The organism is Bifidobacterium colobi, from assembly GCF_018555455.1.
Taxonomy (GTDB): Bacteria; Actinomycetota; Actinomycetes; order Actinomycetales; family Bifidobacteriaceae; genus Bifidobacterium; species Bifidobacterium colobi.
On sequence record NZ_JAFEJU010000004.1, the window covers coordinates 174,226 to 192,516 of the forward strand.

Annotated in this window: 9 protein-coding genes and 1 pseudogene; 7 read left to right on the forward strand and 3 right to left on the reverse strand. The window is 58.4% G+C overall.

Annotation, left to right across the window (positions count from 1 at the left end; translation table 11 throughout):
- The first annotated feature begins 191 nt into the window (after window positions 1-191).
- From JS530_RS07090 to JS530_RS07120, 7 genes are all read left to right on the forward strand, one after another.
- Window positions 192-893 carry an ABC transporter ATP-binding protein gene (locus JS530_RS07090; protein WP_214376490.1) on the forward strand — a complete coding sequence of 234 codons (702 nt, stop codon included), beginning with the start codon at window positions 192-194 and terminating at the stop codon, window positions 891-893.
- A 2-nt stretch (window positions 894-895) separates the two neighbouring features.
- Complete coding sequence (locus JS530_RS07095) at window positions 896-4,294, forward strand: ABC transporter permease (protein WP_240541127.1); 3,399 nt, start codon at window positions 896-898, stop codon at window positions 4,292-4,294.
- A gap of 367 nt (window positions 4,295-4,661) precedes the next feature.
- Window positions 4,662-9,233, forward strand: a complete 4,572-nt coding sequence (gene gltB, locus JS530_RS07100; protein WP_214376491.1) for a glutamate synthase large subunit — start codon at window positions 4,662-4,664, stop codon at window positions 9,231-9,233.
- 1 nt (window position 9,234) lies between these two features.
- Window positions 9,235-10,773, forward strand: coding sequence for a glutamate synthase subunit beta (locus JS530_RS07105; protein ID WP_214376492.1), 1,539 nt, complete (start codon window positions 9,235-9,237; stop codon window positions 10,771-10,773).
- Between the two features lie 221 nt (window positions 10,774-10,994).
- Window positions 10,995-12,635 carry a peptide ABC transporter substrate-binding protein gene (locus tag JS530_RS07110; protein WP_214376493.1) on the forward strand — a complete coding sequence of 547 codons (1,641 nt, stop codon included), beginning with the start codon at window positions 10,995-10,997 and terminating at the stop codon, window positions 12,633-12,635.
- 278 nt (window positions 12,636-12,913) lie between these two features.
- A complete protein-coding gene (locus JS530_RS07115) occupies window positions 12,914-14,797 on the forward strand; it encodes a DUF5696 domain-containing protein (RefSeq protein ID WP_214376494.1) in 1,884 nt (627 codons plus the stop codon).
- A 39-nt stretch (window positions 14,798-14,836) separates the two neighbouring features.
- On the forward strand, window positions 14,837-15,301 hold the full coding sequence (locus tag JS530_RS07120; RefSeq protein WP_214376495.1) for a tripartite tricarboxylate transporter TctB family protein: 465 nt from the start codon (window positions 14,837-14,839) through the stop codon (window positions 15,299-15,301).
- A 423-nt stretch (window positions 15,302-15,724) separates the two neighbouring features.
- Here JS530_RS07120 and JS530_RS07125 read toward each other — a convergent pair whose 3' ends face one another.
- From JS530_RS07125 to JS530_RS07130, 3 genes and pseudogenes are all read right to left on the reverse strand, one after another.
- Window positions 15,725-16,456: a hypothetical protein gene (locus JS530_RS07125; protein ID WP_214376496.1), complete on the reverse strand. Its 732-nt coding sequence runs from the start codon at window positions 16,454-16,456 to the stop codon at window positions 15,725-15,727.
- Window positions 16,457-16,630: 174 nt separating this feature from the next.
- Window positions 16,631-16,696, reverse strand: a pseudogene (locus JS530_RS11090) (zinc-ribbon domain-containing protein); the annotation flags it as partial.
- Window positions 16,697-16,940: 244 nt separating this feature from the next.
- The gene (locus JS530_RS07130; RefSeq protein WP_214376497.1) at window positions 16,941-18,071 is read right to left on the reverse strand and encodes a hypothetical protein; all 1,131 of its coding nucleotides are present in this window, start codon (window positions 18,069-18,071) and stop codon (window positions 16,941-16,943) included.
- Window positions 18,072-18,291 lie beyond the last annotated feature (220 nt).

Here is an 18,291-nt window from a genome sequence, read left to right on the forward strand (position 1 = left end):
TATTCTGTCTGACTATGTTGCGCAATCACTGATTCTATCAACACGTTGTCTGATTAGTGAGCGAAATCGGCAATATTTTCGGAAGTGTTCAATTTAGACAGTTCGTCCAATTGTGATCATTGACCGACTGTTCTTTACGAAATTACGATGTAGGCAATAAATCAACACGTTGTTTAATCAAGGAAATCTTCATGGCATACATCGAAATGGTTCATAGCTTCAAGCGGTATCAAACCGGCAGCACCACCATCACCGCCAATAACGATGTCAGCTTCGGCATTGAACAAGGCGAGTTGGCCATCATCCTCGGTGCATCCGGAGCCGGCAAATCCACCGTGCTCAACATCCTGGGCGGCATGGACACCAACTCCGAAGGACAGGTGATCATTGACGGCAAAGACATCTCCAACTACAACGCTCATCAACTCACCGACTACCGCCGATACGACATCGGCTTCGTCTTCCAGTTCTACAATCTCGTGGCCAACCTGACCGCCAAAGAGAACGTGGAACTCGCCTCCGAAATCGTCAAAGATGCACAGGACCCGGTACAGACACTGATTGACGTCGGGCTCAAGGACCGCATCGACAATTTCCCCGCGCAGCTTTCCGGTGGCGAACAGCAGCGCGTGGCCATCGCCCGAGCTGTGGCCAAGAATCCCAAAATCCTTCTGTGCGACGAACCGACCGGCGCGCTCGACTACAACACCGGCAAACAAGTGCTGCAGATCCTGCAGGACCAAAGCCGTAAGAAAGGCGCCACCGTGGTCATCGTGACCCACAACTCAGCCATCGCACCGATAGCGGACCGAGTCATTCACATGCACGACGCGCGCGTCAAATCCATCGAAATCAATGAACATCCGATGGATATCAAGGAATTGGAGTGGTAAACATGACTGATTTCAACGATTTCCTGGTTGCCGACGAAACCGATGCTCGACAGTCATCGGCTCGTTGCAGCCATAAACGAAGCACGACATCACGCACCGGAATGCTGCGCAAACACATGCTGTGGAAGGACATCTTCGCAACCCTCAACAAATCCAAGGGTCGTTTTCTTTCCATCGTGAGCCTGATGCTGCTCGGCTCGTTCGCGCTCGTCGGACTGTTCGTCACTGGGCCGAATATGCGCATCACCGGTACCGATTACTACCGCGACAATCATCTGGCTGACGTCACTGTTATCAGCGACTACGGCCTAACCGATGAGGATGCGCGCATCATCCGTGGTACTGCGGGAGTCAAATCCGCGGAATTCGGTTACTTCAAAGACGTGACCATCAAGAACAGCAACCATAGCCTGCGTGTCTACTCCAATCCGGAATCCATCTCCACGTTCGCCGTGGAAGAAGGGCGATTACCAAGCAAAGCGAACGAAATCGCCCTGGACCGTACCGAACGGGATAAGTATGCCATCGACAGCACCATCACCCTGAGTGAGCAGCCGGATATCGCGGGGGACAAGGTTCTGAAGCGCAGCAAGTACACGGTGGTGGGATTCGTGAATTCCACCGAGGGACTATCGAATGTGAACCTCGGTCAATCCACGGCGGGCACCGGCGAACTCGATGGTTACGCAGTAGTTGCGGACGCCGCTTTCGATTCCAAGGTGACGATGATCGGCCGCGTAACCTTCAAAGACACACAGAACGTCGATTACTGGACCAGCGAATACCGCGATCTCGTGCAAGCTCATAAGGAAACCCTGGCCAAGCGTCTTGCCGACCAGCCCAAGGCTCGTGAGGAATCCATCAAAGACGAACGCCGTCAGCAGATCGATAAGGCACAGTCCCAAGTCGATGCAGCCAAACAACAGTTGAGCGATGCCCAAACACAGCTCGATGATGCGAAAACCCAAATCGAATCAGGCAAAGACCAACTGACTGATGGCAGCGTTGAGGCGGTCAATCAGGCATCATCGGCGCTGGCGGAACTTTCCGGTGCAAACGCGCAAATCGCCTCCGCTGGTTCCCAGCTCACCGCAGCGCAAACCAAGCTGGCTGCAGGCGGACAGCAACTCAACCAAGGACAAAGCCAGCTCAGTGCGGCCTGGCAGCAGCTGTCGGACGCCAAAGCACAGCTGGACATGGCGCGCACCGCACTGGATGCTTCCAAAACCGTACTGGACAAAACCGGGCAGTTACTGCAATCTTGGGCGGAATCCGGGCTTACCGGCAATGCCTACGCGAGCGTGAAGGCACAGTATGAGCAAGCCTTGCAGTCATACAACAATGCGGTGAAGCAGTACAACGAGAAACTCGATGCGTACAACGCAGCCTTGCAACAGTGGAATGCCGGTGCCTCGGCTCTTGAGCAAGGCAGTAAGGAATACCAACAGAACGCGGCAGCCATTGCGGATGCCGGCAATCAACTGGCCAACAAACAGATCGAGCTTGGCGCCGCCGTATCCAGTGCACCAGCCAGCGCGTCCGCAGGCGTGAGCCAGTTGATCGAAGGCAGTCGAAGCATCGACAAAGCGGAGGATGAATACAACCAGAAACTGCAGGAGTTCAACGATGCCAAACCGGCCGCCGAACAGAAAATCAAACAGACGGAACATGATATCGCCCTAGCCCGCGAAAAGGTGGATACGCTCGAAGTTCCCGCATATTCGATAGACGGACGCCGAGAGGGATTGACTTCGGAAGGCTACCGAGTCTACGAGATCATTGCGAACATCGTGGAAAAACTGGCGATGATTTTCCCGGTGTTCCTGTACTTTGTGGCCGCTCTCGTGACCTTCACCACGATGGGCCGCATGGTGGATGAGGAACGCACCAACTCCGGTACGCTAAAGGCCTTAGGCTACGGAAACCAGGACATTCTGAAGAAATTCGTATTCTACGGGTTCACCGCTTCCACTATCGGCACGATCCTGGGCGTGCTGCTCGGCCACACCCTGTTGCCGATGATTGTCTACCACGCGTACAGCGACGGGTTTACCGTGCCTCGCATCGCACTGGTGTTTCATCCGGTGGTAACTCTTGCGGCATTCCTGCTCGCATGGGTGAGTGCCGTGGTGCCGGCCGTGCTCGCCGCATACCGTGAGCTGCGGGAGAAGCCGGCAGCCCTGTTACTGCCGAAGCCGCCGGCCAAAGGTTCGAAGATCTTCCTGGAGCGTATCAAGCCGCTATGGAATCGACTGAATTTCACGCGCAAGGTCACCGCCCGCAATCTGTTCCGGTACAAAACCCGAGGACTCATGACCATTGTCGGTGTGGCCGGAGCCGTGGCACTGCTGACCGCAGGGCTTGGTGTGCAAGCCTCCATTGACCAGATCGGCGAGCGGCAGTTCGACGAGATCATCCACTACGACCTCATCGTGGCCGAACGCAGCGATAACAACGAGGAACAGAACAAGACGGTGGCCGATTCCATGAAACATTCGGCTGTCGATTCCTCCACGCCGATTCGTTACGAGGAGCTCACCAAAACCGCCGGCAAGGAGCATGATAAGCAGACCATCACCTTGTTGGTCACTGATGATGCCTACAACTTCGGCGATTACCTGACGCTGCGTTCGCGCGTTGGCCGCAATCCACAGGTGCTCACCGACCGTGGCGCGATCATCTCCGAACGCATGGCGGCCATGCTGAATGCCAAGGTGGGGGATACCATCACCGTAACCGACAGCAACGGTGTTGATCGTCGCGTGCGCGTCGACGGCATCACCGAAATGTATATCGGCCATTTCATGGTGATGAGCTCCGGTGAATACGAGCATGTGTTCCATAAGGATTACCAGTCGAACGCATACATGGTGAAGCTCACAGACAACAGCATCGAGAACGCCGAACGCCAAGGTGCGAAGTTCATGACAGTGGACGGCGTGAGGGGAGTGGTGCAGAACACCACGATGAAGAACCAGGTGGCCACCATCGTGAACTCGCTCAACCAGATAATGGAGGTGCTGATTCTGGTGGCGGCACTGCTTGCCATCGTGATCCTCTACAACCTCACCAACCTGAACGTCTCTGAGCGAATCCGCGAGCTTTCGACTATCAAGGTGCTCGGCTTCCACTCGAACGAGACCACGATGTACATCTATCGCGAAACCATTGTGCTTTCGGCGTTGGGCATTGTGGGCGGTTACGCGTTCGGCGGATGGTTGCACCAGTACATCATCACCGAAGTGCCGCCGGCTGAAGTGATGTTCGATCCGGCGCTCGGCTGGCTCGCATTCGTGGTGCCGTTGGTACTGATTGCGGTGGTGCTGGCACTCCTGGGAGTGGTGGTTTACCGACGGCTGCGCACGGTGGATATGCTTGCCGCGCTGAAATCTGTGGAGTAGTGGCCGTTATGTCCGTCTGTTATGTCCGTATGTGCGCGCAACTGACGACTGGTGCGCGTACATACGGACATTTGCAGGGGTGTTTTTGTCCGTATGTACGCGCAAGCTCCGTGAACTGCGCGTACATACGGACATTATTTGCGTGGCATTATGCGCCGCCAGCCATTTCTTAACATGACGTGGAAGTGCATGACGCGGCCGATGGTGAAAGTGTCCCAAAATTGCGTAAAATTGACTCTTGACTTTTTCCGCAACTCGGTATATGGACAGCGAAACGTAAAAGACATAGTGCAACGCTACGCTATCAACAGCAACTGAGAGGAGTGGCGCGTTGTTAGCGCGCCCATAAGCAATTGAGGTGATTTCGGTGACATTCAAAGCCCCGCTTGATCTCACGGTCCATGCTCCGGACGGCATGTATGACCCTTCCAACGAGCATGACGCCTGTGGTGTGGGTATGGTCACCACTCTGAACAAGCGCCCCGAGCACAAGATTGTTAAGGACGCCATCGAGGTGTTGGTCAACCTCGACCACCGTGGTGCCGTGGGCGCCGAGGAGAACACTGGTGATGGCGCCGGCATTCTGATGAGCATGCCGGATGAGTTCATGCGCGCCACCGTGCCCGCGGACCTGCCGGAAGCCGGTCATTACGCCGCAGGCATCGCATTCCTCGACCGCGATATCGAAACCTCCGGCCAGCAGGAACAGGCCATCGCCAAGATCGTGCGCGAGGAAGGCCTCGAAGTCCTCGCATGGCGCGTGGTACCCACCAACCCGGACGGCCTCGGCCTTCAGGCATTGGCCGCCATGCCGGGATTCAAGACACTGGTCATCGCCTCCGAAGATGGTTCTTTGGGTGGTGTGGAACTCGACCGCAAAACCTTCCGCATCCGCAAGCGCGTGGAGCATGAGGTCGGCGTCTACTTCGCCTCCCTCTCCGCCCGTACCATCACGTACAAGGGCATGCTCACCACCATGCAGCTCACCCACTTCTTCCCGGATCTGGTCGACGAGCGCATGAAGGCCACCGTGGCCATCGTCCACTCCCGCTTCTCCACCAACACGTTCCCGAGCTGGCCGCTCGCACAGCCGTTCCGCCTGATCGCCCACAACGGCGAGATCAACACCATCCAAGGCAACCGCAACTGGCTGTCCGCCCGCGAAGGCCGCCTGAGCTCCGAACTGCTCGGCGAATTCAAGCCGCTGCTGCCGATCACCACCCCCGGCTACTCGGATTCCGGTACTTTCGACGAGTGCCTCGAACTGCTGCACCTCGCCGGTCGCTCCCTGCCGCATGCTATCTGCATGATGCTGCCGCCGGCATGGGAGAAGAACAACGATCTCGACCCGGACGTGCGTGCCTTCTACGAGTACAACAACACGCTGATTGAACCGTGGGATGGCCCGGCGGACATCGTCTTCACCGACGGCACCCAGGTTGGCGCTCTGCTCGACCGTAACGGCTTCCGCCCCGGTCGCTGGCAGCTCACCGATGACGGCTACATCGTGCTCGCATCCGAAGCCGGCGTGCTGCCGGAAACCGAGCAGGATCACATCGTATCCAAGGGTCGCCTGGAGCCGGGCAAGATGTTCCTTGTGGACACCGCCGAAGGCCGCATCATCCCGGATGAGGAGATCAAGAAGAACCTCGCCGCCCAGCACCCGTACCGCAAGTGGGTGGAAGGCAACTCCGTGGAGCTTTCCGACCTGCCCAAGCGCGAGCACGTGAGCCACTCCGGCCAGTCCGTGCAGCGTCGTCAGCGCGCATTCGGCTACACCGAGGAAGACCTGAAGCTGCTGCTGACCCCGATGGCCAACACCGGCAAGGAACCGCTCGGCTCCATGGGTAACGACACCCCGCTGCCGGCCCTTTCCAAGCGCAGCCGCATGCTGTTCGACTACTTCATGCAGAAGTTCGCACAGGTCACCAACCCGCCGCTGGATTGGGAGCGTGAGGAGATCGTCACCTCCCTCGAATCCGCCATCGGCCCTGAGCCGAATCTGCTGGCCGATTCCGAACTGCACGCCAAGAAGATCCTGATTCCGCTGCCTGTGGTCAACTCCGACGAGATGGCCCAGCTCAAGCGCCTCGACCGCGCCCGCATCCTGGGCGACTACTACCGCCCGTACGTGGTCAAGGGCCTGTATCAGGTGGCCGGCGGCGGCAAGGCTCTGAAGGAACGTCTCGATGAGATCTTCGCCGAGATTGACGAAGCCATCGAAAATGGCAAGAACTTCATTGTGCTTTCCGATCGTGACTCGAACCACACGTGGGGTCCGATTCCGTCCCTGCTGCTGACCGCAGCCGTGCAGCATCACCTGCTGCGCCGCCACACTCGTACCCAGATCTCCATGGCCGTCGAGGCTGGCGATGTGCGCGAGATTCATCATGTGGCATTGCTGATCGCCTACGGTGCCGCCTGCGTGAACCCGTACCTGGCCTTCGAATCCGTGGAGAACCTGGCCCGCACCGGTTACCTCAAGGTAGACGAACGCACCGCTGTGAAGAACCTCACCAAGGCGCTTTCCACGGGTGTGCTCAAGATCATGTCCAAGATGGGCGTCTCCACCATCATGAGCTACCGTGGCGCACAGCTGTTCGAAGCCGTGGGTCTGAGCCAGGAAGTCGTGGACGAATACTTCACCGGCACCACTTCCCGAGTGGGCGGTGTTGGCTTGGATGAGATCGCCGAGGAGGTGGCCATCCGCCACCGTGTGGCCTATCCGAACCAGTGGACCGCAGCGCCTCACCGTAATCTGCGCACTGGCGGCGACTACAAGTGGCGTCGTACCGGCGAGGATCACTTGAACGATCCGGAAGCCATCTTCCTGCTGCAGCAGTCCACCCAGCGTGGCGACTACCAGATGTTCAAGAAGTACTCGCACCACATCAACGACACGTCGAACCGCATCATGACCCTGCGCGGCCTGATGAAGTTCAAGAACACCCGCAAGCCCATCGACATTTCCGAAGTCGAGCCGGCCAGCGAAATCGTCAAGCGCTTCTCCACCGGTGCCATGAGCTATGGCTCCATTTCCCAGGAAGCGCATGAGACGCTTGCTCTGGCAATGAACTCCATCGGCGCCCGCTCCAACTCCGGTGAAGGTGGCGAATCCGAAGACCGTATCAACGATCCGCAGCGTTACAGCCGCATCAAGCAGATCGCATCCGCTCGCTTCGGCGTGACCTCCGATTACCTGGTGCATGCCACCGATCTGCAGATCAAGCTCGCTCAGGGTGCCAAGCCTGGCGAAGGCGGCCACCTGCCGGGTGCCAAGGTCCCGCCGTGGATCGCCCACGTGCGTCACGCCACCCCGGGTGTGGAGCTCATCTCTCCGCCGCCGCACCACGACATCTACTCCATCGAGGATCTGAAGCAGCTGATCAACGATGCGAAGATGGCCAATCCGAAGGCCCGCATCCACGTCAAGCTCGTCTCCGAGTTCGGTGTGGGTACGATTGCTGCTGGCGTGGCCAAGTGCCATGCCGACGTGGTGTTGATTTCTGGCTACGACGGCGGTACGGGTGCAGCCCCGCTCAACGCCATCAAGCACGCCGGCACCCCGTGGGAGATCGGTCTGTCCGAAACCCAGCAGACGCTGATTCTGAACGGCCTGCGCTCCCGCATCGTCGTCCAGTGCGACGGTGAGCTCAAGACCGGCCGTGATGTGGTCATCGCAGCATTGCTCGGTGCCGAGGAATTCGGCTTCGCCACCGCCGCTCTGATTGTCGAAGGCTGCGTCATGATGCGCGCCTGCCAGAAGAACACCTGCCCGCAGGGCATCGCCACCCAGGATCCGGAGCTGCGCGCCCGCTTCCGCGGCAAGCCCGAGCACGTGGTCAACTTCTTCATGTTCATCGCTGAGGAAGTCCGCGAGATTCTGGCCCAGCTCGGTTTCAAGACCCTCGAAGAGGCCATCGGCCACGTCGAGTGCCTCGACCAGAACGAAGCCATCAAGCGTTGGAAGTCCGACGGCATCGATTTGAGCAACGTTTTGAAGCAGGCCGGCCCGGTTCCGGGCACCATCCTGCACCAGACCATCGAGCAGAACCATGAGCTCGAAAAGGCGCTGGACAACGAGCTCATCAAGCTCGCCGAACCGGCGCTCGAACGCAAGGAACCCGTGCGTATCGAAATGCCGATTCGTAACGTCAACCGTACGGTCGGCACGATGGTCGGCTACGAGATCACCCGCCGCTACGGCGAGGAAGGTCTGCCGGACGACACCATCGACATGACCCTGCACGGCTCCGGCGGCCAGTCTATCGGCGCCTTCATCCCGCGCGGCGAAACCCTGCGCATCTACGGCGAAGTCAACGATTACGCCGGCAAGGGCCTGTCCGGCGGCCGCATGATTGTCCGTGCTGAGGAAGGTGTCACCTTCGACAAGCATGAGAACGTCATCGCCGGCAACGTCACCGGTTTCGGTGCCACCTCCGGCCAGATGTTCGTGGCAGGTCGCGCAGGCGAACGCTTCGCCGTGCGTAACTCCGGCGCCACGTTCGTGGTGGAGGGCGTGGGCGACCACGGATGCGAATACATGACCGGCGGCACCGTTGTGGTGCTCGGCCCGACCGGACGCAACTTCGGTGCAGGCTTCTCCGGCGGCAACACCTACGTGCTCGACCTCGACATGAAGAAGGTCAACCCGGGTGCCATCAAGTCCGGCAGCCTGCTGTTCAAGTCGCTGAACGCCGAAACCGCCAAGCTGGTGCACGACCTCGTCAAGCAGCACGCTGAGGAGACCGGTTCCCAGTTCGCCGCAGCACTGCTCGAAGACTGGAACGAAACGGTCAAGCGCTTCACCCATGTGGTTCCGAAGCAGTATTTGGCCATGACCCGCGCCATGGAAGAAGCCAAGGCCAACAACATCGATTTCAACTCGCCCGGAGCCTGGGAGAAGGTTTACGAGCACGTCACGGAAGGAGTGCGCTGACATGGGCGACCCAAGAGGATTCCTGAAAGTCCGTACCCGCCGAGAGCTGGCTGAACGCCCCATTGAGGAACGTATCAAGGACTGGTTCGACGTGCACGCCGAATCCGGCCTGCAGCCGTGGACTCGCGAACAGGCGGCACGCTGCATGGACTGCGGCACCCCGTTCTGCATGACCGGCTGCCCGCTCGGCAACGTGATTCCTGAGTTCAACGATCTGGTTCGTCAGGGCAAGTGGGAGGATGCGTACAACCGTCTGTCCCAGACCAACAACTTCCCTGAAGTGACCGGTCGTATCTGCCCGGCACTGTGCGAGCAGGCATGTGTGCTCGGCATCCACCAGCCGCCGACCATGATCAAGAACGATGAGTGCACGATCATCGATCAGGCTTGGGATTTGGATTACGTCAAGCCGCTGCCGCCGCAGCGCCTGACCGACCAGACCGTGGCCGTGGTCGGATCCGGCCCCGCCGGTCTGGCAGCAGCCCAGCAGCTGACCCGCGCCGGCCACACCGTGGTCGTCTACGAGAAGGATGATGCCATCGGCGGTCTGATGCGCTACGGCATTCCGAACTTCAAGCTCGAAAAGGGTCTGCTCGACCGCCGTGTGGAGCAGATGGAGGCCGAAGGCACCCGCTTCCGCACCAACGTGGAAATCGGCAAGGACATCTCCTGGGATGAACTGCGCGACCGTTACGATGCCGTGGTTGTGGCCATCGGCTCCCGCGTGCCTCGCGACATGAAGATTCCGGGCCGTGAGCTCGACGGCATCCACTTCGCCCTCGACTTCCTGCCGGATGCCACCCGTCGCGTCTTCGGCGTCAAGCCTGTCAACGACATCACCGCCAAAGACAAGCATGTGGTGGTCATCGGCGGTGGCGACACCGGTTCCGACTGCCTCGGCACCTCCATTCGTCAGGGTGCCAAGGACGTTACCGTGCTGCAGATCATGCCGAAGGAACCGGAGACTCGTCCGGCCAACCAGCCATGGCCTACCTTTGCACGCACCTACCAGAAGACCACGTCCATGGCCGAAGGTGGTACCTACCTGTACAGCACCGATTCCGTGAACTTCGTGGGTTCCGAAGAGGAGCAGTCCAAGGTCACCATCGAGAACTCCGCCACCGCGGAAGGCTTCGTGGCCGATGAGCACGGTCACGTGACCGGTTTGAAGATCGTGAACGTTGCCCCCGGCGAGAACGGTCCGTTCACTCGTCAGCCCGGCACCGAACGCGTGATTCCAGCTGACCTTGTACTCATCTCCGTGGGCTTCCTGCACCCGGACACCACCACGCTGCTCGATCAGCTGCCGGTCGATCTCGACAAGCGCGGCAACATCGCTCGTAACGATAACTTCGCCACCAGCCAGGATGGCGTGTTCGTCTGCGGCGATGCCGGTCGCGGTCAGAGCCTCGTGGTCTGGGCCATCGCGGAAGGCCGCTCCTGCGCCGCCGCTGTGGACGAGTACCTCTCCAGCGAGCAGACCAGCGAGCTGCCGGCCCCGATCAAGGCGTCCGACCGCCCGATGATGCTGCCCCGTTGACGCTCCAGTAAGTCAGCTAACGCTCAAATCAGACAGCCGTTCAAGTGGCCTTGATAACAAGGCTTTGACTGAAGCGACTGCACTGAAACCATAAGAAACCCCTGTCGGTAATCCAGCGGGGGTTTTCTTATATTACGAGAATATGCATACGTAGTTAACATAAGGCATCTATCGTGAGTTCCCGTCGCTGAACCGCGACAACAACACTGTGGGAGAGAATTATGAAAGCACGCCACATCACTTCACTGGTTGCAGCTGGAGCGGCCATCGTCATGATGCTGTCCGGTTGCGGATCGACCGGCAGCTCCAACAATGCGAGCAGCACCGCCGGCTCCAACATCATTTCCGTGTACGGTAGCGAACCGGCACACCCGCTGTTCCCGGGTGCCGTCACCGAAGCAGGCGGCGGCAAGGTCGTCGATCAGCTGTTCGCGGGCTTGGTCACCTATGATTCCAAGGGAGGCCTGCACAACGAGGTTGCTGAAAGCATCACCTCCAGCGACAACGCCACGCATTACGTCATCAAGATCAAGAAGGGCTGGAAGTTCACCGACGGCACGCCGGTCACCGCACATTCCTTCGTGGATGCATGGAACTACACCGCCAACAGCGCCAATAAGCAGGGCAGCGCCAGCTTCTTCAGCACCATCCAAGGCTATGACGATCTGCAGAAGCCGGATGTGGACCCCAGCGCCACGCTTTCCGGCCTGAAGGCAGTGGACGACTACACCATCGACGTGAAGCTCAGCCAGCCTGACTCCGCATTCCCGGTCAAGTCCGGCAGCCACGCCTACATGCCGCTACCGGAATCCGCCTTCAAGGATCCGAAGAAGTTCGGTGAGAACCCGGTCGGCAACGGCCCGTACAAGTTCGTCTCCTGGAGCCACAACCGTAGCATCAAGATGGTCAAGAACCCTGACTACAAGGGCAACCGTGTGGCCAAGAACGATGGCCTTGACTTCATGATCTACACGTCCCCGGATTCTGCCTACGCCGATTTGCGCGGCGGCAACCTGGACTTCACGCACGCCATTCCATCCACCGCGCTGAAGACCTTCCAGTCAGACAAGTCGATCAAGGCCTACAACCAGCCCGGCGGCAACACCCTCACCTTCACCATCCCCGAGTGGCTTGACCACTTCGGCCAGAACGAGGAAGGCAACCTGCGTCGTCAGGCCATCTCCATGTCGATCGACCGCAAGACCATCGCCGAGAAGATCTTCAACAACACGTCCACCCCGGCCGTGGACTTCCTCGCCGCTCCGATCAGCGCCTACTCCAAGGATCTCAAGGGCAACGAAGTACTCAAGTACAACCCGAAGAAGGCTAAGGAACTGTGGGCCAAGGCCGACGCCATCTCCCCGTGGAGCGGCGACTTCAAGATCGCCTACAACGCCGACGGCAACGCCAAGGGCTGGGTCGAGGCCGTGTGCAACTACGTGAAGAACACGCTTGGCATCAAGGCCGAAGGTGCTCCGATGTCCACGTCCGACGAGTTCCTCTCCAACGTGGACTCCGGCAAGATGACCACCGCATACCGCAGTGGTTGGGGCCCGGATTACCCGTCTGCAGACAACTATCTGGTGCAGCTGTACGCCTCCAGCTCCGCCGATGGCAAGGGCGCGAACTCCGGCAACTACAAGAACCCTGAGTTCGATGCCATGATGGACAAGGCACTGTCCGCACCATCCACCGAGGAAGCCGACAAGTACTACCAGCAGGGCGAGGAGATTCTGCTGCAGGATCTTCCGGCCATTCCGCTGTGGAACCAGAACGCTACCGCAGTGAGCACTCAGTCCGTCTCCGGCGTTGAATTCGATTACGGCGGCGGCCCGGTGTTCACCGAGCTCACCAAGAAGTAAACCGCCGATTGCATCATCGTTCGCAGTGCTGATTGTGCGCAATGCGCGCATAATCGTACATAGATTGTGCACTGCAGACTGTGCAGCAGATTGTGCAGCAGACTGTGCACATTGCGAACGATGACTGCTCAGTAACAGACGCCCGTTTGCCTTCATCAGGCAGGCGGGCGTCTTGCCGCCTTCTTGCCACGGCGGACGGTACAATCCAAACCAGTATCCAGTAATCAGTACCCGGTAGTCATACTGAGCAATCACCAACAGAACGAGGAGTTTATCCAATGGAATTCAGCGTATCCGGCACCACCGTGCGATTCGATGAACGAACGCTGCAGTTCGCCATCGCCCGCAACGGTGCCGAATGGAGCACCTGCGCCGACTTCACGCCGCAACTGACCGCAAACCAAGGAACATTCGCGTTCACCGACGCCGTATCCATCAGCCATGAACAGCGCGAAACCGGCACCGGCATCGGCGTTCACAGCATCTACACTGGCTTTGGCCATAGCGCGTACGCTTTCGCCACGTATGTGTGGGTGGAGCGCGCCTCCGGCGACGTGCTGTTTGAATGGATTCCGCTCAACGAACAAGGCCTCAACATCACCAACGTTGCCTGGCCGGCTCCGTTTGCTTTCGACGATGCGAACGACCACGATGCCACACTGATCACCCATGAACAAGGCGTGCTAATCCCCAATACATGGCCCACCGCGGTAACCACCAAAGACATCGCCTTCGACGGTCGGTATGAGACCGCCGGCGGCTACATGCCATGGTTCGCGCAGATTCGCGCCGACGCGCACGCGTACATCGCCATTTGCGAAACCCCGTGGAACGCCGGCTACAGCATCGACCATCCGGAAAACGGCCCCTACACCCACGTCGGCACTTGGTTCGAGCCGAGTCTGGGCACTATGGATTACCGCCGTGTGGTCCGCTATCGTTTCCTTGACAACGCCGACCATACCGCCGTATGCAAGTCCTACCGCGATTATGTGAACGAACGCGGCCGTCTGCGTACGCTCGCTGAAAAGGCGGCTCGTAACCCTTCCGTGCGCGACCTGATTGGCCGTTCCTGGGTACATGTCGGCATCAAAACCAAGGTGCAGCCGGACTCGTCGTTCTTTGACCCCGAACATCCGGACAAGAATGATTCACTGGTCACGTTCGCCCAGCGTACCAAGCAGATGCGCACGCTGCATGATATGGGTGCCGGACGCCTGTACATGCACTTGGATGGCTGGGCGCAACCCGGCTACGACAACGCGCACCCCGACTATCTGCCGGCATGCGAGGAAGCCGGCGGCTGGGAAGGCATGAAGGCTCTCGTGGATGCCGTCCATGATCAGGGTGATATCTTCGGTACGCACGACCAGTACCGTGACTATTACTTCACCGCGAAAACCTTCGACGCAAACAATGCGATTCGTCTGGCGGACGGCACCATGCCCGAGCACGCGCGTTGGGCAGGCGGCCACCAAACCTATCTGTGCGCCGAACTCGCACCGGATTATGTGCGTCGTAACTTCGCTGAAATCGCCGCGCATGGTGTTGATTTGGATTGCGCATATCTGGACGTATTCACCTGCAACGAAGGCGACGAATGCTCCAATCCGGAACACCGCATGACTCGACGCGAATGCTACGAGCGCCGCGCTGAATGCTTCGAATACCTGCTCTCGCACGGCATCCTTTCCTCTTCCGAGGAGGTCTCGGACTGGGCTGTGCCGAGCCTCGTGTTCTGCCATTACGCCCCGTACGATTTCCAGATGCGTTCGCCTGCTCAGCCGCGCCAAGGCGTGCCGGTACCGCTGTACAACCTCGTCTACCACGATTGCGTGATTGAACCGTGGATGATGGAGCGTGTGGTAGATGGCGACGACTACATGCTCTACGCCCTGCTGAACGGTGGCGCACCCTACCTGATCCGCGATGCCGCTTACGTGGGCGTGGACGGCGACATGGACGACGAGCAGCGTGCTCGCACGGAAAACGACATCGAACGCTGCCATCAGGTCGCGGCCTTCCACGAGCGCGTCGGCATGCAGGAACTGGTTCGCCATGACTTCGTTGACGACGATCCACTCGTGCAGCGCTCGGTGTTCGCGGACGGCACGGCGGTCACGTGTGACTTCCATACGCAGACCTATTGCATAAGCGAGTAATATAACCATCAGTGTCAACGTCGAAACAGGAGTAGTGGAATGCCGAATCGTCGAGAACGTCGTGCCCAGGCCAAAGCCAATCGTAGGGGAGTGCCGTCACAGTACGACCAGACCCAAGGCCGTGGCCGTTCGGGAATGATCGATGAATACCAGCTGCAGCAGAAGTCCATCCGCTTGCAGGACGGTACCGATGGTAAGGAATGGAAGCCGAGTGGCGGCAAAGTAGAGGAAACCGAAACCTTGCTCACCACCAATCCGAACTATACGAATCCGAAGATGTTCAAGGCGCCGCATTCGGTGCGCCAGTGGTTCCGTGTGGGAAGCTGGACGCTGATTGCCCTGTCCATCATCGCGTTCTTCGTGGTCATGTGGCTGCCGAGCCATCCGATGTGGCTCATCGCCACCGTCTCCGGCGTGTTCATCGTCGGTGTGGTGAGCCTGTTCTTCACCGCCGGCAACTCGAAGGACAATCCGAACCTCGATCAGAACGGTACCGCCGTCTGATTTACGGGTGGCTTTCGGTCCGTTAAGGTCTGGCGGTGGAGCGTTCGGTAGCGTTCCTTGACGTTCCGCAACGTTCCGTAACGGAATGGACTGATTGTGTTCCCGGTAAGTCCCGCAGTGAAGCCGGTAAACACTGGTGAACACCGGTGAACACCGGTAAAAACCGGTAAACACTCACCTTGTAAATCAGGTAAACTTTCAAACCCTCACTAAGTATGCGGCTCAACGAGCGCCTCGCATACATAGTGAGGGTTTTCGTACTGAAATCCTCACTAAGTATGCGGACCAACGAACATATCGCATACATAGTGAGGTTTTACAGGCCTAAGTCCTCACTAAGTATGCGGAGCCGCGGTTGACACGCATACATAGTGAGGTTTTCCGCACCCTGCATGAGCCGCTGAACCGTTGCACCAGACGGTCTTAACGCCCGTTCGCACCGTCGACGGAATGCAACGTGGGCGGCACGGTGGAGGTGAGTGCATCGCCCGCAGCGCGGTCGCTCGTTGAATAGGTGATCTCCACGGCGAGAATCTTATCGTCGGTCACAAGTTCACGTATGTAATGAATCGTGTCGCCGTCTTGATAACTCAGGTACACGGACTGCCCGGCTACGGATTCATACGAAGGCGACATCGGAGCATTGGCCCTCATGGATTCGAGTTCGGACTGCGGCGTGCTATGAGCTACCACATCATTCCACGCACCCCACACGGTGATGACCACTGAGGAATTCGGATCGTAGATTGTGCAGCCGTCGCTGGAGTCTGATTCTGGCCCTTCAATGATATTCGACGGATAGTCTACGGAATACCCGAAAAATGCATTGGCATAGGTGCTCATCGTGGCACTGGCATTGTTCGAACTGTTACCGGTAGCGTTGTCTGACTGATTGGTTGCGGAATCCTTTGCATCGGTGGATTCCTTGGTTGTGCTCTTGTCGGATTGTTTCTTGGAGTCTGTGCGGGATCGCTTCGATGTATTGCTGTCAGTGCGACTGGTTTTGGTTGTAGTTGCAGAGGCCGAAGCATCCTGATGATTGTCGAATACGCCGGTTCCCCATGCCACAAAGCCGGCAATACCCAGTGCCACAAGTACGATGGCGGCGATGAGCACAGTGATGATAACAGTACTTGCAGTCGTGCGATGATTCACGCTGGCTGTTCGTTCTGCGGTTCCATTCATTACCGGTGTTGGCACGGGTGACGAATCATTGCTCGGCAACGGAACTGGATACGGTATCGGTTGTGTTGCCGGCAGGGAATCCGGCTGTGTGGCCGCCTGTGCTTTCGCTTGCGGTATAGAGGCTGGCGCACTGGCCGGGCGAGGCGCGCCACATTCCTGACAGAACAGATCGTCATCTGCCAAAGGCATTCCGCACTGCGGGCAGTTCATAGTCGACTTCCTCTCCCTGTCGTCTCTCTATTGGCCAAGCCTACAAAGCGGGATGACTTCTGCACAATGCGCACTATGGGAGATTTGCATTGAGCTGTGGCGGGACAGCCGGCTCCAGAATCATCACAATGTACGCGCGGTTCACGAACACTGCGCGTACATAGTGACGTTTTGTTGCTCGCCCGGTCGCGATTCCGCTGATATCTGAGCAGTATTGACCTAGCAGCCGGGCCGATACGTTTTACTACCCGAGTGCGTCACATTGACCGCTGTGAATCGCTTCGGCGGCTTTATCGGTGAAGTCGCTCATCAGATACTGCTCATGATGGTTTTGCGCGGCATATTGCGCACTGCGCTTGATCCAGCCCGCATTGGCGCCCAAGTATTTGATGGCGTAGCTGTTGGTAACGCCCTCGAAACGGTTCACGCCATCCTGCACCACCACTGGCGGCTGAATAGTGCCGCAGTACATATGAATGGCGTGATGCGCCAGCTCATGGCGGATGCCCGCCGACTGGGCGTAGCCACTTCCGTTACTCCAGTCGGGTGCGCTTGAATTGGCATAGATCACATTCGGTGTTACCGGGCAGTAGAAGGCGAAGGTCTCATTGTCGTCGAGCGCCTTCATGTCCGGATTGTTGGAGCCTGATTTCGTGCAGTACTGCATGCCCGCGTTCATATCCCAGTTGATTGACAGGCCGGCAAGTTCCACGATCGTCTGTGCGCTTTCGGCATCATTGGCCCCGAGATTATTGGCCGCCGAAGCGATCTTCGGTTCCAGATCCGCCCAGAGCGGCTTCAACTCCACGGAATTCTGGCCGTCGACCGTATAGGTCTCGCCGTTGGATCCTTTCAGCGTAAGCTGCACGTCCAGTGGCTCGCCTTTCTTGAAATGAGCCTCGACGGTATCGGTGGTGGTCTTGTAGGATGCGATTTGGTCGTCCATCTCGTTCGGATCGATGCCGATGGTGTCTCCGATGGACTTCAAGTCAACAGCGTTCTTACCCAGCACGGCGATGAAATCGGTGACGTACTTGCCGCCGTCATCGCTGTTGGGAATGCGGTACTTATCCATGAAGCCTTGTAAATCGTCCAGTGCTTCCTTGCTGTACTGCTCGTACTTGCCGTTCACATAATCGTAGGTTGTCTTATAGGTGGGCCGGTCGCTCATCTTGATGTATTTGACAGCCGGCTCGGTTTCCTGCCCGGTTTCCGGCTGGGTCTCCTGCGAGGTTTGATTTTGCTGCGCATCACGCATGGCATTGGCGAATATGGCATTCGCTGCGATGGCATAGCCGCCCATGATTATTACGAACAGCAATACGGGCACGAGGAAAACGGCGACGACGATGGCTGCGACACCGCCGCCGCTCATACCGCGCTTTCGTGGCATTGGTCGCGCGTAATAATACGGAGACTGTGCCGGCTGCGCGGGTCTTGGAGCGTAAGGGTTGTGTGCGGTATTCGGCTGTGTATAGGGGTTTGATTGCGGCGCCCCGTAACGAGGCTGACCATATGACTGGTTTACGTACGGATTCGGCTGTTGGATAGGTTGCCCGGGGCTGGGCTGCGATGACACTGAACTTTGGTATGGG